We start from the raw sequence: 18,759 nt of genomic DNA, 5'->3' as shown, positions 1-18,759 counted from the left end.
TTAGAGCGTTCGTCCAGCGTTTTAGCAGGAAGAACGCTACCGTGGCACTGGAGTCATGGCGCATATTCACGGATGATATGCGCCACTTGCGGCACCCGCGTGGCGGCGTGCCCAAACGAATTTTTGGATCAGACTGTGGCAGGGCCTTATGGCGGCCACCTGGATGGGATGATGACTGTTCTGCGCCTTCCTTTTATTCTGCTGCTGACGGGCCTGCTCGGCCTGGCCGGCTGCAGCGTGCACCAGCCGGTGTCCTTGTATCAGCTGGACAGCGGCACGCCGGGCCAGCCTCAGCAGAGCTCGGGGATGTCGGTGGTGCTCGGGCCGATTTCCCTGGCCGATTACCTGCAACGCGAAACCCTGCTGCAGCGCCAACCTGATGGCAGCCTGACCGCGGCGACCGACGGTCGCTGGGCTGGCAGCCTGTCGTCCGATATCAATCAGTTGCTGGTTCGCCAGCTGGCCTGGCGCCTGGACAGCCAGCGCGTGGTCCTGGCCCCGGCGATTGCCGGGAGCACCCCGGATGTGCAGGTGTTGTTGTCGATTACCCGACTGGATTCCGGCACCCATCAACCGGCGATTCTCGACGCGCAGTGGCGTTTGCTCGACCGTCGTGGGCAGGTACGGGATAACCGCATCGTCCACTTGGAACAGCAGCACACCGGCACCTCGGCGGCACAGGTCCAGGCCCAGGGCGAGCTGTTGCAGCGCCTGGCCGAGCAACTGAGCGTGGCGCTCAAGCCATTGGCCAATCAAGCGCCGCTGGTTGAAAACCGCAAGGCGGCGGCTCCGGCACCGGCCAAACAGGCCGGGCCGGAGAAGCCGAAGATCCCGATGGCTTCGCCGATTCGTACGGATATGGAAGTGTTTCGCTTCTGATTCGACACTTGGTCAGAGCCTCCGCGCCTGGCTGTCAGTGCCAGCCGCCCTCGCTACCAGTAGTCCGGTTTGATGATGGCGGGTTTCTTTGGTAGCGGGACTTTTGGCGGTAGCTGACAAGCCGCTAATTCAGTATCGCTTATAGATCGGCGTATCCAGTGCGAATGGAGTTTGAGTGATCCGGGGGCTTCCCGGGCCAACTCACCATTCTCGCTCCTGTGGGGCACGATCACTCCCAGCGTGAGCTGTGCAAAATCTGTTCTGATGGCGGCTAACGCTGGCGCGAGATCGGTATCTCCTGACACTAGAACGATTTGTCCGATTTGTAGCGGCTCTGCTTGGCAGGCCGCTCGATACATGCCCAGTGCCAGGTTCACATCCGTCTCTTTTTCCTCGAGCTGCCAGATAGCCACTTGGTCAGAGCGTGACGCTTTTTGTCCTTTGACGAATCTGGGGGCGAACCCTCTGGCAAGGCGATGATTACCGAGTACGACCGTGACCCCTTTTGTTTGCAGTGCTCGGATATAGCGGCTTTGAGCGTCATTGGATGCCTGGCCACGGGTTGCCAGTCGAGCAATGACAGGAGAGGTATAGTAATGAACCGACGCCGTTTCACAGGCCGGGTTCTGAGCCTGCAGAATGCGGGAGAGGATGGCCGGCAGGTCCAGCCACTTATAGGGCGAGCCGTGAAGAGCTCCGTAGTAGAGGTTGTACCCGTCTACGAAAAAAGCGGTACGCACAAATTCAGATCCTTGAAAACGAAAAAACCGGCTATTGGGCCGGTTTTTTCACCTGAGGCTGAGGCTGAACTTAATCGGCCCGCCAGAGGTTGAGTCGTGCGCTCAGACTACTCATTTTTGAGCAGTGGAGCAACAGCGCTTGAATCCAGGAGTGATTCAAGTTTTTTCACTGCGTCTTGGCCCGCGTCTCGTGCATCCGCGCCAGTTGCCGTTCCAGCATCGACGGATACGGCTCCATCAAGCGTTCCACGCAGCAGGCACCCTCGGGGCTGGCAATCGGCCGAATACGCGCACGCTGGCGAATCAGCGGGTCATCGCTGATGCGTCGTTCCACCAGCAGCAGGTTGCGGCTGTGTTGCGACAGCGCCAGGGCGTCCTGGGCGGTTTCCGTCAGCAGCAGGTCGATCTGGCTCAGGCCGAACAACTCATCGCCCAACGTAAGACCCAGCTGCAGTTGCAAGGTAATGCCACTGTCGGCCACCTCGATCTGCAACTGATGGCCCAGGGCCCGGAGCAGCTCGCCACAGCAGATGGCGTTGGTCAGGTAGTCATCACCGCTGTCTTCGGTGTGGAAGAGCATCAGGGTGCTGCCGTCGTTCAGCGTGTGCAGATCGCTCTCATACAACGAGGCGGCCTGGTCCAGGCAATCGCGGTAACGGTCCAGCAGTTCCGTCAGGCGCGCGCGTGGCAGGCGCCGCAACTGGTCCTGGGCACCCAACTGCACCGCCAGCACCGCGCTGTGCTGTGGCTGGCTCGGTGCTACCGGCTGTGGTTTCACTGCCGCGCCACTCGCGGGCCGTGGGCTTTCCCGCAGGTCGGCGAACGGGTCTTCGTCGTCGTCCAGTTCGTCTTCCACGTTGCTGACAATATGCCGCGGAGCCGGCTTGGGTGTCGGCGCCGCCGCGGTCTCGTCGAAGCTCGGGTCGCGCAGGTTGCGGACCTGGAACGCCGGCTCGACGTCCTCTTCTTCCTCGACGTAGTCATTCTCGTCGTAGTCGATTTCCGGCTCCGGCTCGGGCTCCGGTTTGACCGGGGCGAAGCGCGAATGCAACTGGCGCGCGAGATCGCCGATTTCATCCTGGCGCTGGGTCGCCGGGGTGTGTTCGTCCATGTCCCGCAGCCAGACCCGCAATTGCAGCAGCGGCGTGGAGATATGCCGGCCCAGGCGCAGGCTCAAGGCCAGGGCCAAGGCCAGCAGGATCGCACTGAGAATGCCCATGCTTTGCAGGCTGATGGTCATCGGCTGTTGGAATTGCGCCATGTCCAGGCTGATGCGCAGATGCCCGGCGGTCACGTCCTGGAAGGTGATCTTGGTCTGGTACAGCCCTTCGGCTTCACCCAGCAGGCCGTTTTTCGGACGCTGGCCGGCTTCGGCGAGGATGCGGTTATCCACGCTGTAGATGGCCGCGTGGGCCACCAGCGGGTTCTTCGTCAGGTTGTTCAGCAGCACGTTGAGGCTGAGGATGTCGTTGGACACCAGCAGTTCCGTGGCAGAGGTGGCCGTCTGGGTGGTCAGGCTCTGGCCGAGGGCATCGGCCTGCTGGTGCATGGCTTCCTTGAACTGCAATCCCATCACGCAGGCGTAGATGACCAGCGCCAGCGCGACGAGGATCACGTTGTGGCTGGCGATGCGCAAGGCGAGCGGTACACGGCGGTGACGCAAGGCCCGGAAGATCAGCAGGAAGAAGTTATCGGTTTTGACTGGCGTGGGCCGGTTCACTGAGCGCGGCTCTTTTGTCCGTGAAGTTGACGCGCAGTATAGCGAGAGGCCCTAGACCGGCAAAGCGCTGGCTGTGCCCGATGGTCAGTGAAAGTGGGTAGAATGCGTTTTTTTTAACGAGCGGGGGTGCGCTTTGCGCGAAATCGTCCTGATCAGCATCACCGGAGAGGACCGTCCGGGTCTGACCGCAGCCATTACTGGCGTGCTGGCACAAGGTGCTGTGAACATTCTCGATATCCGCCAGGCGGCTATCCACGGCAGTCTGGCGTTCGGCATCCTGGTCGAGTTTGCGGACGCCGCGCGGGCCGCGTCGATACACCTGGACATTGAGGCCAGCCTGCCCGGGCGCGCGCAGCAGGTGCGTTTCAGTCGGTTTTCCGAGGCTGAGCATCAGGACTGGTTGGCGACATCGGGCGGCAAGCGCCATGTCGCGACCCTGATGAGCCGCCAGGTCACCGCCGAGCAGTTGCAGCGGGTGATTGCGATCACGGCGCGCCATGGTCTGGAAGTCGAGCGGATCGACCGTTTGTCGGCGCACACGCCGTCCGCCGCACCGTCGGCCCTGAGCAAGAGCTGCTTCGAAGTCTCTCTGAACGGCGAACTGACCGATCCGCAAGCCTTGCGCCGCGAGTTCCTGAACGCGGCCCAGGAGCTGAATGCCGATATCGCCCTCCAGGAAGACTCGCTGTTCCGTCGCCACCGTCGCCTGGCGGTGTTCGACATGGACTCGACCCTGATCGAGGCCGAAGTGATCGACGAACTGGCCAAGGCGGCCGGCGTGGGCGAACTGGTCTCGGCCATCACCGAGCGGGCCATGGCCGGCGAGCTGGATTTTCGCGCCAGCTTCAAGGAGCGCCTGGCGCTGCTCAAGGGCCTCGACGTCAGTGTGCTGGACGCCATCGGCGCCTCGCTGCGCCTGACCGAAGGCGCCGAAGTGCTGTTCGCCGAGTTGAAGCGCCTGGGCTACAAGACTGCAATCCTGTCGGGGGGCTTCACCTATTTCGCCAAGCAATTGCAGGCGAAGCTGGGTATCGATTATGTCTTCGCCAACGAACTGGAAGTGGTGGACGGCAAATGCACGGGCGTGGCCATCGAGCCGATTGTCGATGCCCAGCGCAAGGCCGATCTGCTGCGTGAGCTGGCCGAGAAGGAAGGCCTGAGCCTGGAGCAGACCATCGCGGTCGGTGACGGCGCCAATGACCTGCCGATGCTGGCGATTGCCGGATTGGGCGTGGCGTTCCGCGCCAAGCCGCTGGTCAGGCATTCGGCCAAACAGGCGATCTCGACACTGGGCTTGGATGGGGTGTTGTATCTGCTGGGCGTGCGGGATCGCTGAAGCCGGCTACAGGATTTTCCACAGCGAGCCGAAGTCGTCTTCGGCAACGCCCAGGCCACCGGCACTCGGATCGGTCTTGGGTGTCACCGGCTGTTCGAGCAGGCGGTACTCGAACTGATTGAAGCTGCCGGTGCTGGCCAGACGCTTGTTCAGCCCGGCCCGGCGTTCTTCACCATTGCTGTTGATGATCACCTTGTGTCCTTCCTGGAACGGCAGGCGTGGCGCCAGCAGCGTGGCCGGTACGCCGATGGCGCTGATTTCCGGCAACAGCAGGGCCCGCAGATACTGACTGTGGCCTTCGCCGCCGCGCAACAGTTGCAGGCCGCAAGGCTGGGCATGGGGCGCCACCAGCTCGATGCCCATCTGCGTGCCGCCGCTGCGCACCTGGCGGATCCAGCGCACCACGGCGACACTCCAGCCCTGGCTTGAGGGGTCCTGGACCCCGACCATTTCCCCTGCCTGCAATTGCGCGGGTACTTCCTTGGGCCAGGCCAGGCAGTAGCCGCCGGGGCTGTGGTTGATGATCTGCAGGCCATGGGTCGGGAAATCTTCGGCGCTATTGAAAGCGGCCTGGCTGCTGTCGGCATCACTGACGTGATACTGGATTTCCTCGTAAGGCAGCAGGGTGTCGGCGCTGCCGGCGCGCTGGGCGTCGAAGGCGTGGTTCCAGGCATCCTTTTCTGCGCTGTTGGACAACTGCACGGTGAATTGCGCGGCCTTGCTGGCCGTCGGGATCTTGAGGATATCGCTGAAGGAGCGCTGGCCGCCGAGGTAAAAGTGCAGCGCGCTCATGCCGACACACAGGGTCACGGTGCCCTGGCCCGGGGTGCGCTGGAAGGTTCGTTCGGCGGCTTCGCCCCAGGCGGCGCTGAGGTGTTGCAGTACGTCGAGGCTCAAACCGCTGGGGACTTGCAGGCGCGACTGGCCGCGCAGGTCGGCGGGCAGCGCGAGGTAGTCCTTGATGGCTTCGACCAGGGGCAGCGTGTCGATGCCGATCAGGTTCGGCAGTTGCTCGACCGCGAACAGCGACGTGTAGCGTGGCGGCGCGTCGCTTCCGGGGGCGACGGAGAACAGGCTGGACGCCTGCTCGGCACCTTGCAGCCGGACCTGGGCGCTCCAGGGTTCGAGCACCTCTGCCAGGCGGGCAATATTGTTCTGGCGCATCTGGTTGCTGCGTGCGCACCCCAGCAGCAGGGCGACAATATAGGTGTTCTCTACGCTCAGGGGCAGCGGCTGGCTGGCCTGCTCGTCGAACACCGGCGTGTTCTGCACCTGATGGGCAAGGGCCACCTGATAGAGCTGGTGCACCTCGAACCAGAGGCTTTCCGGTACCGGACAATAGAGCTGGCTGGCGCGCACCAGCGGGCCGTTGAGGCAATGCAGCGCCCGTTGCAGGGCGGTGGTCAGCAGGGTGCGGTCCTTGCCACCCTTTGAGGCCACGCGCATGGCGATCTGCTTGTAGCCGATGGCCAGGTGGTTTTGCAGGGCCTGGCAGAGGTTGGCGACTTTTCTCGGGCGTTCGTCGAGGACGATGGACTGGTTGAGAAAGTGTCGTTCCAGGTGCTTGCAGACGTAGTACACCTCGGGGCGCAGCAGTTCCAGCAGTTGCAGGCGGTTTTCGCTGGGGGTGAGCAACAGGTTGAGTTCGCCCAGGCCCTGATACAGCAGGCGAGCGGTTTCCCCGAGATTGGCTTTCGGCAGGCCGGCGATCCAGCGCTTGAGGTCGCGCGGTGTCGCATCGCAGAAAGACAGGCTCAACTGCGTAGGCGTCGGTGCGCGCAACAACAGATGGGGACTCGGATTGCTCATGTAGCGGTCCAGCTCCGGCAGCGAAACAACCCGGGCCCACTACAGGCCAGGATGACAAAAAAACGATAGCAAAATAATGCCACACCTCTAGCAGGGCCGCGGGACATTTGCAGCCTTACCGGTCCAATCCGACTGTGACCCGTTGTCCCTGCCCTGGTCTTTCGGGCTTGCGAAGGCAGCTCGCAAGCCGTAAAGATCCAGTGTACATCAGGCCTGGACGGGAGCGCCGAGGCCTTGGCCCATGCGCACGGGCGAGCCCGCGACCAGCCCTTCAGTCCATTGTACCTGCTGTGGCCCGAACAGCACGATGGCGGTGGAGCCCAGTTTGAAACGGCCCAGTTCGGCGCCTTTTTCCAGATGAATGGGCTGGCGCGCGGCTTCGTCGTAGCGCACGGTTTTCAGTTCGCGCTTGGGCGGTGTGACCAACCCGGCCCAGACGGTTTCGATCGAGGCGACGATCATCGCACCGACCAGGACCACGGCCATCGGCCCGCGCTCGGTATCGAACAGGCAGACCACACGTTCATTACGGGCGAACAGCTCCGGGACGTTTTCCGCCGTGGTCTGGTTGACCGAGAAAATCCGGCCCGGCACGTAGACCATTTCCCGCAGAGTGCCGGCCAGGGGCATATGCACCCGGTGGTAGTCCTTCGGCGACAGATAGATGGTGGCGAAGTCGCCGCCCATGAACGGTGCGGCGGCGACCGCGTCGCCACCGAGCAGTTCCAGCACGCTGTAGCTGTGGCCCTTGGCCTGGAACACCCGGCCGTGTTCGATCGGACCGAGCTGGCTGACCGCACCGTCCGCCGGGCAGAGAATCGCCCCCGGGGTTTCATCCAGCGGCCGCGCGCCGTCTTTCAAGGCGCGGGTGAAGAAAGCATTGAAGTGCTCGTAGGCGGTCAGGTCTTCGACCAGCGCCTGGGACATATCCACCTGGTAGCGCTTGGCGAACCAGGCGGTAAAGGCGTTCTTGAACCAGCGCACGCGGCATTCGGCGATGCAGCCGGCCAGGCGCGACAGCAGGTGATGGGGCAGCAGGTACTGGCTGAGGATGAACAAACGCTTTTTCATCAAGAATCCTTGGAAATTTCAAATCTCTACGGGGGTGTCGGGGTGGTTGCCCCATTCGCCCCAGGAGCCGGCATAACCTTTGACGCGCGGGTAACCGAGCGACTTGGCGACCAGGTAGGTAAAGCCAGAGCGATGGTGGGTCTGGCAGTGGGTGATCACTTCCTTGTCCGGGGTGATGCCCAGGTCGGTGAGGATCTGCGGCATGTCGCGGCGGATGCGCAACTGGCGCTCCTTGTCCATGCCGGCGGTCCATTCGAAGTTCACCGCGCCGGGGATGTGCCCACCCTTGGCCGCGAGGACTTTCTCGCCGCTGTATTCCAGCGGGCCGCGGGCGTCCCAGATGGCCAGGTCGGCGGCACCGAGGCGGCTTTGCAGGTAGTCGCGGGTGGCGGTGGGTTCGTCGTGCAGGGTCAGGGTGACGGGGCCGCCGACGCTCGCGGGGATGTCGCTGTCGACGGGCAGGCCTTCGCCCAGCCAGGCGTGCAGGCCGCCATCCAGATAGTGGTAACGGCTGTGACCGATCACGTCCAGCAGCCAGATAAAGCGTCCGGCCCAGCCGCCGCCTTCGTCGTCATAGACCACGTAGACCGCGTCCGGGTTATGCCCCAGTTCGCCGAACAGCGCTTCGAGCAGTGCCTGCGGCGGCATCAGGCCGGGGGCCGGTGGCTGGCCCAGTTGGGTGCGCTTGGGATCGACGAAACGGGCCCCGGGAATATGCCCGCTGGCATAACGGGCGCTGCTGGTCAGGTCCACCAGGATCAGCTCGGGGGCGCCGAGGCGGGGCAGCAGGTCGCCGGGCTCGATCACCAACGGCAAGCCAGAGAAGTCAGGCATGTGAGGTCTCCAGGGCGCAAAAAAGGGAAGATTGTAACGCAGCGTCAGGCGCCACGGTTGGTAAAGGCGTGCAGCGCCTTCTCGATGCACTGTGCGGTTTTGCCGAAGGCCTGCACGGTCATTTCCGAGAAGGGCCCGCCGCCCTGGTCGGCCACCACCAGCATGATCACCCGGCCATTATTGCTCAGGGAGCGCAGCAGCAGGTGTTCGCCGGGAAACTGTGCCCGCAGGTTGCCGGGCAGCAGGGCGGAGAACTGGGCGTTGTTGGCCGGGGTCAGGCGAATCTGCGCCGGCTGGCTCAGCAGTCGTTGCAGGACCGGGCTCGAGCTGACCTGCAGCACCAGGCTGGCCGACTCTTTCGCCAACCCGGCGATCTGGTGCACCCGCAGGGTGCTCTGGGTCCGGTCGGCCATCAGGATCATCACCCGGCGCAGGCCGCAGGTGCTCAGGGCGTCGCGGGCGATGCCGGTCAGGTGCATGGCGTTGGTGAACCGGCTGGGTTCGGCGAGCAGTTCGGCACAATGTTTGCGCCAGAGGGCCAGGGCTTCGGGCGAAGGATCCACTGCCGGTAGCAGGCCGCTGTGGACGCGGCGCATGCTGCCGCGCCAGATCAGGGCTTCGGCCGGGTGCCAGAGATCCGGCATGCTGTGCTGGTTGGCGCTTTGTGCCGCCTGCTGGTGCAGTTGCTGCTGCAACTCATCCATGGGTTGTTGCAGGTACAGGCTGGTCAGGTATTGCCAGCGCAGATGGTGCGGACTGTCCCAGGCCTGTTGCGCCGAGAGGGCCAGGCCGTTGGCCAGCAGCACCGTGTTGGAGGGCTGGTTCAGCCAGCGGCGTAGCTCCGGATCGGCGTCGAGCTGCTGTTGCTGGTGCAGGCGGTGCTCGCTGTCACGGGCGATGTGCAGCGCCCTGGCCAGGGTACGCAATTCGGTTTTCAGCAGATGATAGCCCTGGGTCACCCAGTTCGGCAGGCGCCAGATATCGGCCATTGCCTGGCACAGGTCGAGCAGGCGTACGCCGAACAGTTCCTGTTCGACGGCCGCGGCCGATTCATTCTTGTGAATCACCCGCAGCTCCCAGTCTTCGAGCAGGTTGGGATGCGTCAGGGCCAATGGCCAGAGGGGCGAGAGAAACAACAGGCTGCCCCAATGGATGTCCTGCCAGAGCCGCGCCAGGCGCGCGGCGAACAGGCCGTTGGCCTGTTGGCTGGCGTGCTGGCTGATCAGTTGGAGCTGACGCAAGGCGATGGGAATCTCTTCCGGTGCCTTGGCCGGCAGGCGCGCCAGCAGCTCCTCGGTGCGTTTCAGGCCCAGGCGATTGATCGCCACCTCAAGGTTTTCCGCAGGCTCGGTCATGCTGCCATGGGTGTGCTGGTTGGCCTCGCAGATCACACTCAGCGCCAGGGCCGGGCTGTCCTGCATAAGCTCGGCGATATCGCGCAATGAGCTGCGATTGTCGCGGATGGCGCGGCAGACCCGGTCGTGACTGTCCTGGGGGACGGGCAAGCGCACGGCTTGCAGCAGCTTGACCCAGCCCTGCAACGTGTTGGGTTTTTGTGTGGAGACAGTCGTTTCGTTAGCCATATTCGAGCGCGATCATCATCACTGTTAACAGGCCCGTAATGGGCTGGGCAGGCGCCGCGCAATCGACCGTGCAAGCTGGCACATGGCCGGTTTTCTGGCTTTTCGCCTGAACTGGCTATAGTCTGGCGCAGATTCGCCGATAAGGAGAAGAAGAGATTTATTAACTTCCGAATATGACCTTGAACCCGACTCAGTAAGTGCTCTCTACCTATGGCTAAAATTATCGGCATCATCGTCGTATTCGCGAGCGTGCTCGGCGGGTACGTGCTTTCCCACGGCAAGATTGCCGCGCTGATCCAACCCTTCGAGGTGATGATCATCGGCGGTGCGGCCTTCGGTGCGTTCCTGCAGGCCAACCCGGGCTACATGACGATGCACGTGGTCAAGAAATCCTTGAGCATGTTCAGTTCGCGTTTTACCCACACCTTCTACCTCGAGGTCCTGGGGCTGATCTACGAGATCCTCAACAAGAGCCGTCGCGAAGGCATGATGGCGATTGAAGGTGATATCGAAGACGCCGCCGCCAGCCCGATCTTCGCCAAGTATCCGGCGGTGCTCAAAGACGAGCGCATGACCGCGTACATCTGCGACTACTTGCGGATCATGTCTTCCGGCAACATGGCGCCCCATGAACTCGAAGGGCTGTTCGACATGGAGCTGTTCTCCATGAAGGAAGAACTCGAGCATCCGGCCCATGCCGTGACCGGCGTCGCCGATGCCATGCCCGGCTTCGGTATCGTCGCGGCGGTACTGGGGATCGTGGTGACCATGGCCTCCCTCGGTGAGGGCGACCAGAAGTCCATCGGCCTGCACGTAGGCGCGGCACTGGTGGGTACCTTCTTCGGTATTCTCGCCGCCTACGGTTTCTTCGGTCCATTGGCGACTTCCCTGACCCACGATGCCAAGGAAGAGCTGAACATCTACGAAGCGATCAAGGCTTCCCTGGTGGCCTCGGCTTCCGGCATGCCACCGTCGCTGGCGGTGGAGTTCGGGCGCAAGGTCCTGTATCCGAAGCACCGTCCCAGCTTCGCCGAGCTGGAACAAGCGGTTCGCGGTCGCTGAGTCATGGAAAACAATCAGCCGATCATAATCAAGCGCGTCAAGCGCTTTGCCGGTGGGCATCACGGCGGCGCCTGGAAAATCGCTTTCGCCGACTTCGCGACGGCGATGATGGCGTTCTTCCTGGTGCTGTGGCTGCTGTCCACCGCGACCCCGGAACAGAAGATCGCCATCGCCGGCTATTTCAAGGACCCGATCGGCTTCTCCGAGAGCGGTACGCCCTACATCATCGACCTGGGTGGTTCGCCGGTGCTGGCACCGGACAAGACCCTCAACCCGGAAGTCAAATCCCAGCCGCAACCGGACAAGGTCACGGTCGACACCGATCAGGTCGAGAGCATGGCCGAGCAGGTGGAGAAAGAGCGCCTGGAATTGCTGATGCAGGAGCTGCATAAAAAGGTTGATGAGAGCCCTGAACTGCAGAAGTTCAAGGACCAGATCAAGTTCGAGATCACTCCGGATGGCTTGCGTATCCAGATCATGGATGCGGAAAACCGGCCGATGTTCGACTCCGGCAGCGCGCGCCTGAAGCCTTACTTCGAAGATATCCTGCTGGCCATGGCCGACACCATCAAGGCGGTGCCGAACAAGATCAGCGTCAGCGGCCACACCGATGCCAAGCAGTACGCCGGTACCGGCGGCTTCAGTAACTGGGAGTTGTCGGCCAACCGCGCCAACGCGGCCCGCCGTGCCCTGGTGGCCGGCAGCTATCCGGACACGCAAGTGGCGCGGGTGGTGGGTTACGCCTCGTCGTCACTGTTCGACAAGGCCGATCCGTTCAATCCGGTCAACCGCCGTATCGATATCGTGGTCTTGACCAAGAAGGCCCAGAAGGCCATCGAAGGCGAGCAGGGCTCGGATGACGCACCGCCGGCCCCGACCCCGACCGAGGGGCAGGGCGCACCGGGTGAAGTGCCCGCCGATCCGAACGCGCTGCCGGCCGATAAGCAGCCGCTGCCGGCTCATGAGCTGCGGCAACGGTTGAACATCTTCGAGGACGGTGTGCTGAAGATGGATGAGCCGGGCAAGCCCAAGACAGGCTCATAAGTCAGACAACAAGGCCGCGATGATCGCGGCCTTGTTGTTTCGGTCAACTCAATAGCTGTCTTGCGGCAGGCTGGCGATGATAGAGCGGTAGCTGTTCATCCGCTGCTGCTGCACACGGCCGTCTTCCAGGGCCTTGAGCAGGGCGCAGCCGGGTTCGCGATCATGTTTGCAATCGCGGAAGCGGCAGGTGCCGATCAGGTCGTTGAACTCGATAAACCCCGCCTCGACATCGGCGCGGCTCACGTGACCCAGGCCGAACTCGCGAATCCCCGGGGAGTCGATCAGCTCACCGCCGCCAGGGAAGTGGAACAACCGCGCGGTAGTGGTGGTGTGGGTGCCCTGGCCGGACAGCTCGGAGAGCGGGCCGACACGGGTGCCCACCTCGGGCAGCAGGCTGTTGACCAGCGAGGACTTGCCGACCCCGGACTGGCCGACAAACACACTGATGCGCCCGTCCAGTTGTTGCTGGAGCTGTTCCATGCCGTTGCCGTGATGGGCCGACACTTCCAGCAATGGATAACCCAGTTGCCGATAGACCGCCAGCAACGCATTCAGCGCCGGGGCATTCTGCTCGTCGATCAGGTCGAACTTGTTCAGCAGCAGCAGCGGTCGGATACCGGCATGCTCGGCCGCCACCAGGTAGCGGTCGATCAGGTTGGCATGGGGCTCGGGCAGCGGCGCGAAGACAATCACGATCATGTCGACGTTGGCCGCCACCGGCTTGAGCTGGCCACGGCTGTCCGGGCGCTTCAGTTCGGTGGTGCGCGGCAGTTGCGCGACGATCACGCCGATGCCCTGGTTGCCGGCACGCCAGACCACCTGGTCGCCGGTGACCAGCGCCGGCAGGTTGGCCCGCAGGTGGCAGCGGAACACCTGGCCCTTGAGCTCGCCTTCCAGCGCCTCGACTTCGACCTGCACGCCGAAGTGCGCGATCACCAGGCCCGTCTGCTCGGCCCCCAGGTCGCCGCCTTCCAGTGCCTCGACGGCCTGGGATTCGCGTTTGGCGGCGCGTGAGGCGCGTTCGCCCTGGATCTTTTCGATGCGCCAGTTCTGGCGGCGGTTGAGCTGGCGTTTGGCCATGGGTGTTCCGTATCGTTGAATCGGCGGGGAGGGTCAAGCGGTCGCGAGTTTAGCACGCCCGGCAAGCGCGGCCTGCGCTAAACTGTGCGGCTACGCCGAGGAGCCAACCCATGCAAAACCCACAGAACCTGATCTGGATCGACCTGGAGATGACCGGCCTGAACCCGGACACCGACGTCATCATCGAAATGGCGACTATCGTCACCGACAGCGATCTCAACACCCTGGCCGAAGGTCCGGTGATCGCGATCCATCACAGCGATGCGATCCTGGCCGGCATGGACGAGTGGAACACCCGTCAGCATGGCGGTTCGGGCCTGACCCAGCGCGTGCGTGACAGCCGTATCGACATGGCCGAAGCCGAGGCGCAGACCATCGCCTTCCTGGAGCAGTGGGTGCCGAAAGGCAAGTCGCCGATCTGCGGTAACAGCATCTGCCAGGATCGACGCTTTCTCGCGCGTCATATGAAGGCCCTGGAAAACTATTTCCACTACCGCAACCTGGACGTGTCCACCCTCAAGGAATTGGCCGCACGCTGGGCGCCGGAAGTGCGTGACAGCTTCCAGAAGGGCAGCACGCACCTGGCACTGGACGATATTCGCGAGTCGATCGCCGAGCTGCAGCACTACCGCAAGCACTTCATCAAGTTCTGAGTCACACCGATGATTAGCGCGCTGCGCCCTTTTGGGGCGCGGCGCAAATCAGTAGACTGCCGGCCTTCACCTGCCCGGATCGCCATCATGTTGCTGATGCTCTACCTCGTCGCCATTACCGCTGAAGCCATGACCGGTGCCCTGTCGGCCGGACGTCGTGGCATGGACTGGTTCGGCGTGGTGCTGATCGCCTGTGTCACCGCCCTCGGCGGCGGTTCGGTGCGCGACGTGTTGCTGGGGCATTACCCGCTGACCTGGGTCAAGCACCCTGAGTATCTGGTACTGACCTCGGTCGCGGCCTTGGTGACGGTGTTTATCGCGCCGTTGATGCGTCACTTGCGTTCACTGTTCCTGGTGCTCGATGCCCTGGGCCTGGTGGCCTTTACCCTGATCGGCTGCATGACCGCCCTGGAAATGGGGCAAGGCATGATGGTGGCTTCGGTCAGTGGGGTGATCACCGGGGTGTTTGGTGGAGTACTGCGAGATATTTTCTGCAACGATATTCCCCTGGTCTTCCGCCGTGAACTCTATGCCAGCGTCTCGTTCGCCGCCGCCTGGTGTTTCCTGGGTTGTACCTATTGGCAGTTGCCCAGCGAACAGGCGATCTTGATCACACTATCCGGTGGTTTCCTGCTGCGCTTATTGGCCATTCGCTTTCACTGGGAAATGCCGAAGTTTGTTTATAACGATCAGGCCTGATAGTGGACCTATATATCTATTGTTTGATCTCTTATTGTTGATCTGTTTCGCAGGCATCGGATCAATAAATTCCGTTTTTATTTAGAAAAGGACTGCGCGTAGCCTTGTGACTCATCAGGAGTAATAAGGATATTGCGATGCTTGAGTCTTTTCCGCCTGGCAGCCTCCCTTCGCGCCCCCTTGCGCAGGGTGGAAAGCTACTGTTCGACCCGGACCTGAATCACTATCAGATTTCGGGTGGTGTCTTGAACAAAGACAGCCTGATCTATCTGGAAACGGTTCGGCGCACGTTGAAGAAGTATGATGTTTCTTTACCGGGTCTTTATCTGCAGGATAGGGAAATCTATGCGGCCCTGGGCGAAAAGGCCTATCTCCTGGGGCGGATTTATACGCAAGGAGTGAATGAGCAGCGCATTATTTATCCTTGCTTTAGAGATCGTTTTGTATTCGATTTCATGCAGGAAATATCGACCTTTTCTCTCTGGAAAGAAATGACTGAGGAGTCAAGGGCGGAGTATGCAGATCTCAAGTCGAAATTGATAAAGGCGCCCGCCGCCGAAGAACAGCGGATCAACTTTGTGCTGACCCAGGATTTCACGACCCAGGCCAGTCTGGAGGGCGGGGATTTCAGGGGGAAAAAAGAAGAGCTGGGGTTTCTGAATGGACTGCTTTCTCTTTACCAGGTGGGCGTCGCACAGGCAAGGATGAGGGCGTTGCGAGGGGTGGTCCTGACGAATGCCGGGGTGTCGGCTACGAAAAACAGTCGACGCAAGCGAGCCGTAGGGCATTCGTTGAATCTCCTGGTGGGTGATGATGTTGCCGATATCAGGCTCTATCAGGTTATCGCTTCGCAAAGTGTTACCGACCGTGCGTCCATGCAGTTGCTTTCCACCTACTACAGGCGATGGAAAGGGCGTATCAAGACACGGAAAAACTTTATTGATTTTTTGTCAGCCATCAATCTTCGCTCAATTCCCCTTGGTTACCTTAGCGGGCTTCACCAATTAACGGCATTGAGAGAGCATAACCTGGCCCAAACGCTTCTTTCTCTACCTAACGTAAACTCTGCTGAATGGCGGCGGGTGTTGCTCAGTGTCCACGAGGAGTTTACGACGCTTAGAGGAAGAATCCTGGCCGGTATACTCAGTCCTGGCGCTCGTCCGTATTTAACCTGGGACGCGGCTTATACCCTGAGCAATAGTCGTCTGCTGATAGGCTATGCTTCTCCCACCACGGGGGGGCTGCCTTTTGATGGGGTTGTCAACATTATAGGGCATGGCATCGATATAGAGAGTCGTGTGCTCGGGGACGCAGAAAAGGTAGCGGGTTGGCTATACAGCAATTTACTCGCGACCTATGCCGAGGCTGGGTTTAAAAAATTAAAGGTTGTCAATTTTCAGTCTTGCCATATTTCTCAAAGTCTGGCCACCCACATCACGCTTCTTCTTCTGGAGAAGGCGCTGCCTCATTTTGAAACGGACAAGATTCCCAATGTGCTTGTCGTCAGCAGTCCCACCGCGCCTCTTGTATTAACCGCCGAGCCACCCCTCGGACATCTGTCGAGTCGCTGGCAAGCGCAATATCTGGTTTTTCCGGGTCACGTTCTCAAGGCGTTCAGGTATCTCATCAATACCTACCCCACTATTCAGTTGGCGGTCAAAGAACATTTTGAATGGCCGGGTCATGATCCCGATTTGAGTAATCCTTCATTCATTGAGTACTTGAGGAGTACCAATGTTCTCAAGGTGAGTCGGATATCTCCCATCGCCGGTTCTGAGCTGGAAAACGTATCGCTCAGGTATTTGAGGGGGGTTGTAACGGAGTATTTTGATGTTCGGCAGCGCGGTGTTGATGAATATACCCGGCTCATCAGCGAACATTTTCCCGAAAACGTTGACGCAATTCGCTCATTGGTCACGGTCGCCTCTATAGCGGAGGGATCACAGTTATTGCCCGTCGGTGAAGTCAAGACAATCAGAAAAGTAGTGTTTTTTCTGGCGAGTTTGAAGCTGGCCAGGGCGCGACGTGATTTCGTGGGCGGCTATAATCTGTATACAAGCACGAAATTAAAATTTCTGATCGACCCTTATGATCCTGTCGGTCCGTTAAAAATAAGGAGTTTTACGGATGTGATTTTCAGGCTGTGTGGTAGCCCGGTACCTAGCAGCGAGACGAATTACCAGCTTGCTTACAGGAAGATGTTTTTACTCGATAAGCAGGATTACTTCGAGATGACCAACATCAATATCGATGCGGCCGCTCGTGAGTTTTTCAAGAATATACCCTATGTCAATTTCACTCCGGCGGTGTTCCATTCTTTTCAAGAGGCGAGTCCGCAGTCGAATACTATCGTGGTGGACGCGGCCCTGCGACAGGGCCTTGTGGGTAGCGAACAGTTTGGCGTGTCGACGCGGGATCTGAGAGCGGTGCTCGAGTCGGGCGAGGAAAACAGAATTCTTCCCGCCATCGATCAGCTGGAAAACAGCCTGAAACGAAAGAAGGCGCTGGTGCAGGACTCGGCGTCCTTGAGAAGCCTGCAAGAGACCCAGGAAAACCTCGGCCGCGCGAAAACCGCCATCGAGAAAAAGCAACTGTCCCCCGCCGTCCTGAAGAGCACCGCGCGGGTGGCCGCCGGCTCCAGTCGATTGCTCGGGGCCTTCGGCGTCTTCGTGGACTTCCGCACCCAGCCCTTCCACTTGGACTTTTCTTCGGTCAAGTCGGGCCTGTTCACCACCAGCGACTCATTGGCGGTGATCAAGGGGGTCTTTGATTTCACCACCGACATCGGGCCGGTACTCGCCTTGCGCCTGGCCTCCAGTGCTTCGCGAGCGCTCTGGCAGGCGAGGCTTGATCATCTGTTCTTCAAGATGAACAAGGTGTTGCTGCCCCTGGATGTGCTGTTCACGGCGGTCAGTCTGTACCGCAACGTCGAGGGCGCCCGCTTGGCGAAGAGCGCCGAAGAGCAGGCGCTCTATATCACCATGACGGTGATCGATGGCGCCTCGTTCGGTGTGAGTCTGGCGGGATTTATCCTGATTGGCGTGCCCGGGGTAGGAGTCGCTCTGATCCTTGTGGGCATGGCCCTGGCCGTTGTGAATATCCTCTTGAATGCCATCGTCAGCCTCGCCCAGCTGGAGAATTATCGCTGGGATGAGAAGGTGGGGCTGTTCTTCAGTAATCTGTTCGGCGCCTCGACGCTGCCGGGGATCCTGACCCAGCAGCAGATGCGCCAGGCGGCGGATCGGCTGTTCGAGGGGAATGCCGATCACACGCAAGGTGCCATCAGCAGCGGCTTGTATGAAGAAGGTATCGATCTTCTTCTGACGCCGATGATCAATGACGTGGACGATCAGGATCAGACCAACCCGATCAAGGACATCGGGATGGTGAGCCAGGACACCAGTGTTCGCCAGCAGCCCAGGGGCTACACGTTGTCGCCGGCGGGGCTTGGTCCGGCTGATTTGGCCGTTTGGTCGGATGCCAAGGGCAAGGGCAAAAGCGAGCAGGTCTACAAGGGCTGGTACCTGCGCCGTCGGGAGGCTCGCCGGGGGCGAGAGCGCAAGCTGATGGTGACGATGCCTTCCACGCCGGGTACGCAGCTGGAGGTACTGGATTTCGGTCCGACACCGACGATCCTGCTGTTCGGTGCCACGCCTCATCTACTGCTGGAGGCCAATCCGTTCGGCTGGGCGGCGGGAGAGTCCCCGCAGGAGCAGGCCCTCAACAAATACCAGGTCAGGCTGCACCCCGAGACCGCCTACACCCTGCAGTTCAAAAAGAGCGTACTGACCTCAAAAGACTTTGACTCGAACTTTGGCAGCCGAACGGAGTTGATCGTGCCCGAGGGGGCGTTCCTGCGTTTGCCTCAAGTGAGCCTGGACCTGTCCGGCCAGGAGGATGCCCGCGAAACGCTGGCGGAGTTGGACCTGTCCCTGCCTTCGCTGGAGGTCGTCAAGTTCAAGGACAAGAGTACTTTCCGGCTCGACCTGGTGAATGCCGCTGACCACGGCGCCTGCGCGCTGGAGCAGGTGGTGCGGACCGTCCAGCTGCCGGCCTATATCCGCTTCAAGAGCGGAGAAACCCACCCCGTGATGGCGGTGGTGGGGGAAGGCTCACGGATCACGCTGAGAAACTCGACGGGACGTTCGCTGCTGCTGTTGAGGCGGGAGGTTCGTCGTTGCGAGATTGAGATACAGGCATCGGTCAGCGGTTTTGCAGTTTCCGTTTAGGTACGAATCTGACGGTTAAA

General features: G+C 61.1%; 14 protein-coding genes. 7 read left to right on the top strand and 7 right to left on the bottom strand.

Going from position 1 to position 18,759, the window contains the following annotated elements; genetic code table 11:
- Positions 1–171: 171 nt before the first annotated feature.
- A complete protein-coding gene (locus tag M5B42_RS06305) occupies positions 172–879 on the top strand; it encodes a PqiC family protein (RefSeq protein ID WP_177101388.1) in 708 nt (235 codons plus the stop codon).
- 53 nt (positions 880–932) lie between these two features.
- Here the strand turns inward: M5B42_RS06305 and M5B42_RS06300 are convergent, their stop codons facing one another.
- Entirely contained in the window at positions 933–1,619 is a 687-nt protein-coding gene (locus tag M5B42_RS06300; RefSeq protein WP_248745301.1) for an NYN domain-containing protein, read from the bottom strand.
- Positions 1,620–1,785: 166 nt separating this feature from the next.
- On the bottom strand, positions 1,786–3,339 hold the full coding sequence (locus tag M5B42_RS06295; RefSeq protein WP_178129787.1) for an AhpA/YtjB family protein: 1,554 nt from the start codon (positions 3,337–3,339) through the stop codon (positions 1,786–1,788).
- Positions 3,340–3,472: 133 nt separating this feature from the next.
- On the opposite strand from M5B42_RS06295, the gene serB reads away from it, so the two are divergent.
- Entirely contained in the window at positions 3,473–4,675 is a 1,203-nt protein-coding gene (gene serB / locus M5B42_RS06290) for a phosphoserine phosphatase SerB (protein ID WP_103496868.1), read from the top strand.
- Positions 4,676–4,681: 6 nt separating this feature from the next.
- On the opposite strand, the gene M5B42_RS06285 is transcribed toward serB, so the two are convergent.
- The 4 genes from M5B42_RS06285 to M5B42_RS06270 all read right to left on the bottom strand — a co-directional run bounded on the left by M5B42_RS06285 (position 4,682) and on the right by M5B42_RS06270 (position 9,972).
- Positions 4,682–6,484, bottom strand: a complete 1,803-nt coding sequence (locus M5B42_RS06285) for a molecular chaperone (RefSeq protein WP_248745300.1) — start codon at positions 6,482–6,484, stop codon at positions 4,682–4,684.
- A 207-nt stretch (positions 6,485–6,691) separates the two neighbouring features.
- The gene (gene asd, locus M5B42_RS06280) at positions 6,692–7,555 is read right to left on the bottom strand and encodes an archaetidylserine decarboxylase (protein WP_152737698.1); all 864 of its coding nucleotides are present in this window, start codon (positions 7,553–7,555) and stop codon (positions 6,692–6,694) included.
- Positions 7,556–7,573: 18 nt separating this feature from the next.
- Positions 7,574–8,389 carry a thiosulfate sulfurtransferase gene (gene rhdA, locus M5B42_RS06275; protein WP_248745299.1) on the bottom strand — a complete coding sequence of 272 codons (816 nt, stop codon included), beginning with the start codon at positions 8,387–8,389 and terminating at the stop codon, positions 7,574–7,576.
- 44 nt (positions 8,390–8,433) lie between these two features.
- Positions 8,434–9,972 (bottom strand): HDOD domain-containing protein, encoded by a 1,539-nt coding sequence (locus M5B42_RS06270; RefSeq protein WP_248745298.1) that lies wholly within the window; start codon positions 9,970–9,972, stop codon positions 8,434–8,436.
- Positions 9,973–10,182: 210 nt separating this feature from the next.
- Here M5B42_RS06270 and motA point away from each other — a divergent pair, with 210 nt between their 5' ends.
- Together motA and motB are read left to right on the top strand one after the other, a co-directional pair.
- Positions 10,183–11,034: a flagellar motor stator protein MotA gene (gene motA, locus M5B42_RS06265; RefSeq protein ID WP_103496863.1), complete on the top strand. Its 852-nt coding sequence runs from the start codon at positions 10,183–10,185 to the stop codon at positions 11,032–11,034.
- Positions 11,035–11,037: 3 nt separating this feature from the next.
- Positions 11,038–12,078, top strand: a complete 1,041-nt coding sequence (gene motB, locus M5B42_RS06260; protein WP_248745297.1) for a flagellar motor protein MotB — start codon at positions 11,038–11,040, stop codon at positions 12,076–12,078.
- Positions 12,079–12,126: 48 nt separating this feature from the next.
- On the opposite strand, the gene rsgA is transcribed toward motB, so the two are convergent.
- Positions 12,127–13,158 carry a small ribosomal subunit biogenesis GTPase RsgA gene (rsgA, locus tag M5B42_RS06255; protein ID WP_152737694.1) on the bottom strand — a complete coding sequence of 344 codons (1,032 nt, stop codon included), beginning with the start codon at positions 13,156–13,158 and terminating at the stop codon, positions 12,127–12,129.
- Between the two features lie 110 nt (positions 13,159–13,268).
- Between rsgA and orn the strand changes: the two genes are divergently transcribed.
- The 3 genes from orn to M5B42_RS06240 all read left to right on the top strand — a co-directional run bounded on the left by orn (position 13,269) and on the right by M5B42_RS06240 (position 18,739).
- The gene (gene orn, locus M5B42_RS06250) at positions 13,269–13,811 is read left to right on the top strand and encodes an oligoribonuclease (RefSeq protein ID WP_103496860.1); all 543 of its coding nucleotides are present in this window, start codon (positions 13,269–13,271) and stop codon (positions 13,809–13,811) included.
- An 84-nt stretch (positions 13,812–13,895) separates the two neighbouring features.
- Positions 13,896–14,510, top strand: coding sequence for a trimeric intracellular cation channel family protein (locus M5B42_RS06245; protein ID WP_177101505.1), 615 nt, complete (start codon positions 13,896–13,898; stop codon positions 14,508–14,510).
- Positions 14,511–14,647: 137 nt separating this feature from the next.
- On the top strand, positions 14,648–18,739 hold the full coding sequence (locus tag M5B42_RS06240) for a hypothetical protein (RefSeq protein WP_248745296.1): 4,092 nt from the start codon (positions 14,648–14,650) through the stop codon (positions 18,737–18,739).
- Positions 18,740–18,759 lie beyond the last annotated feature (20 nt).

The sequence above is a fragment of the Pseudomonas sp. MWU12-2037 genome, assembly GCF_023242345.1.
Taxonomy (GTDB): Bacteria; Pseudomonadota; Gammaproteobacteria; order Pseudomonadales; family Pseudomonadaceae; genus Aquipseudomonas; species Aquipseudomonas gingeri_D.
Note: the sequence above shows the minus strand (reverse complement) of the source record. Positions and strands in the feature narration are given on the sequence as shown.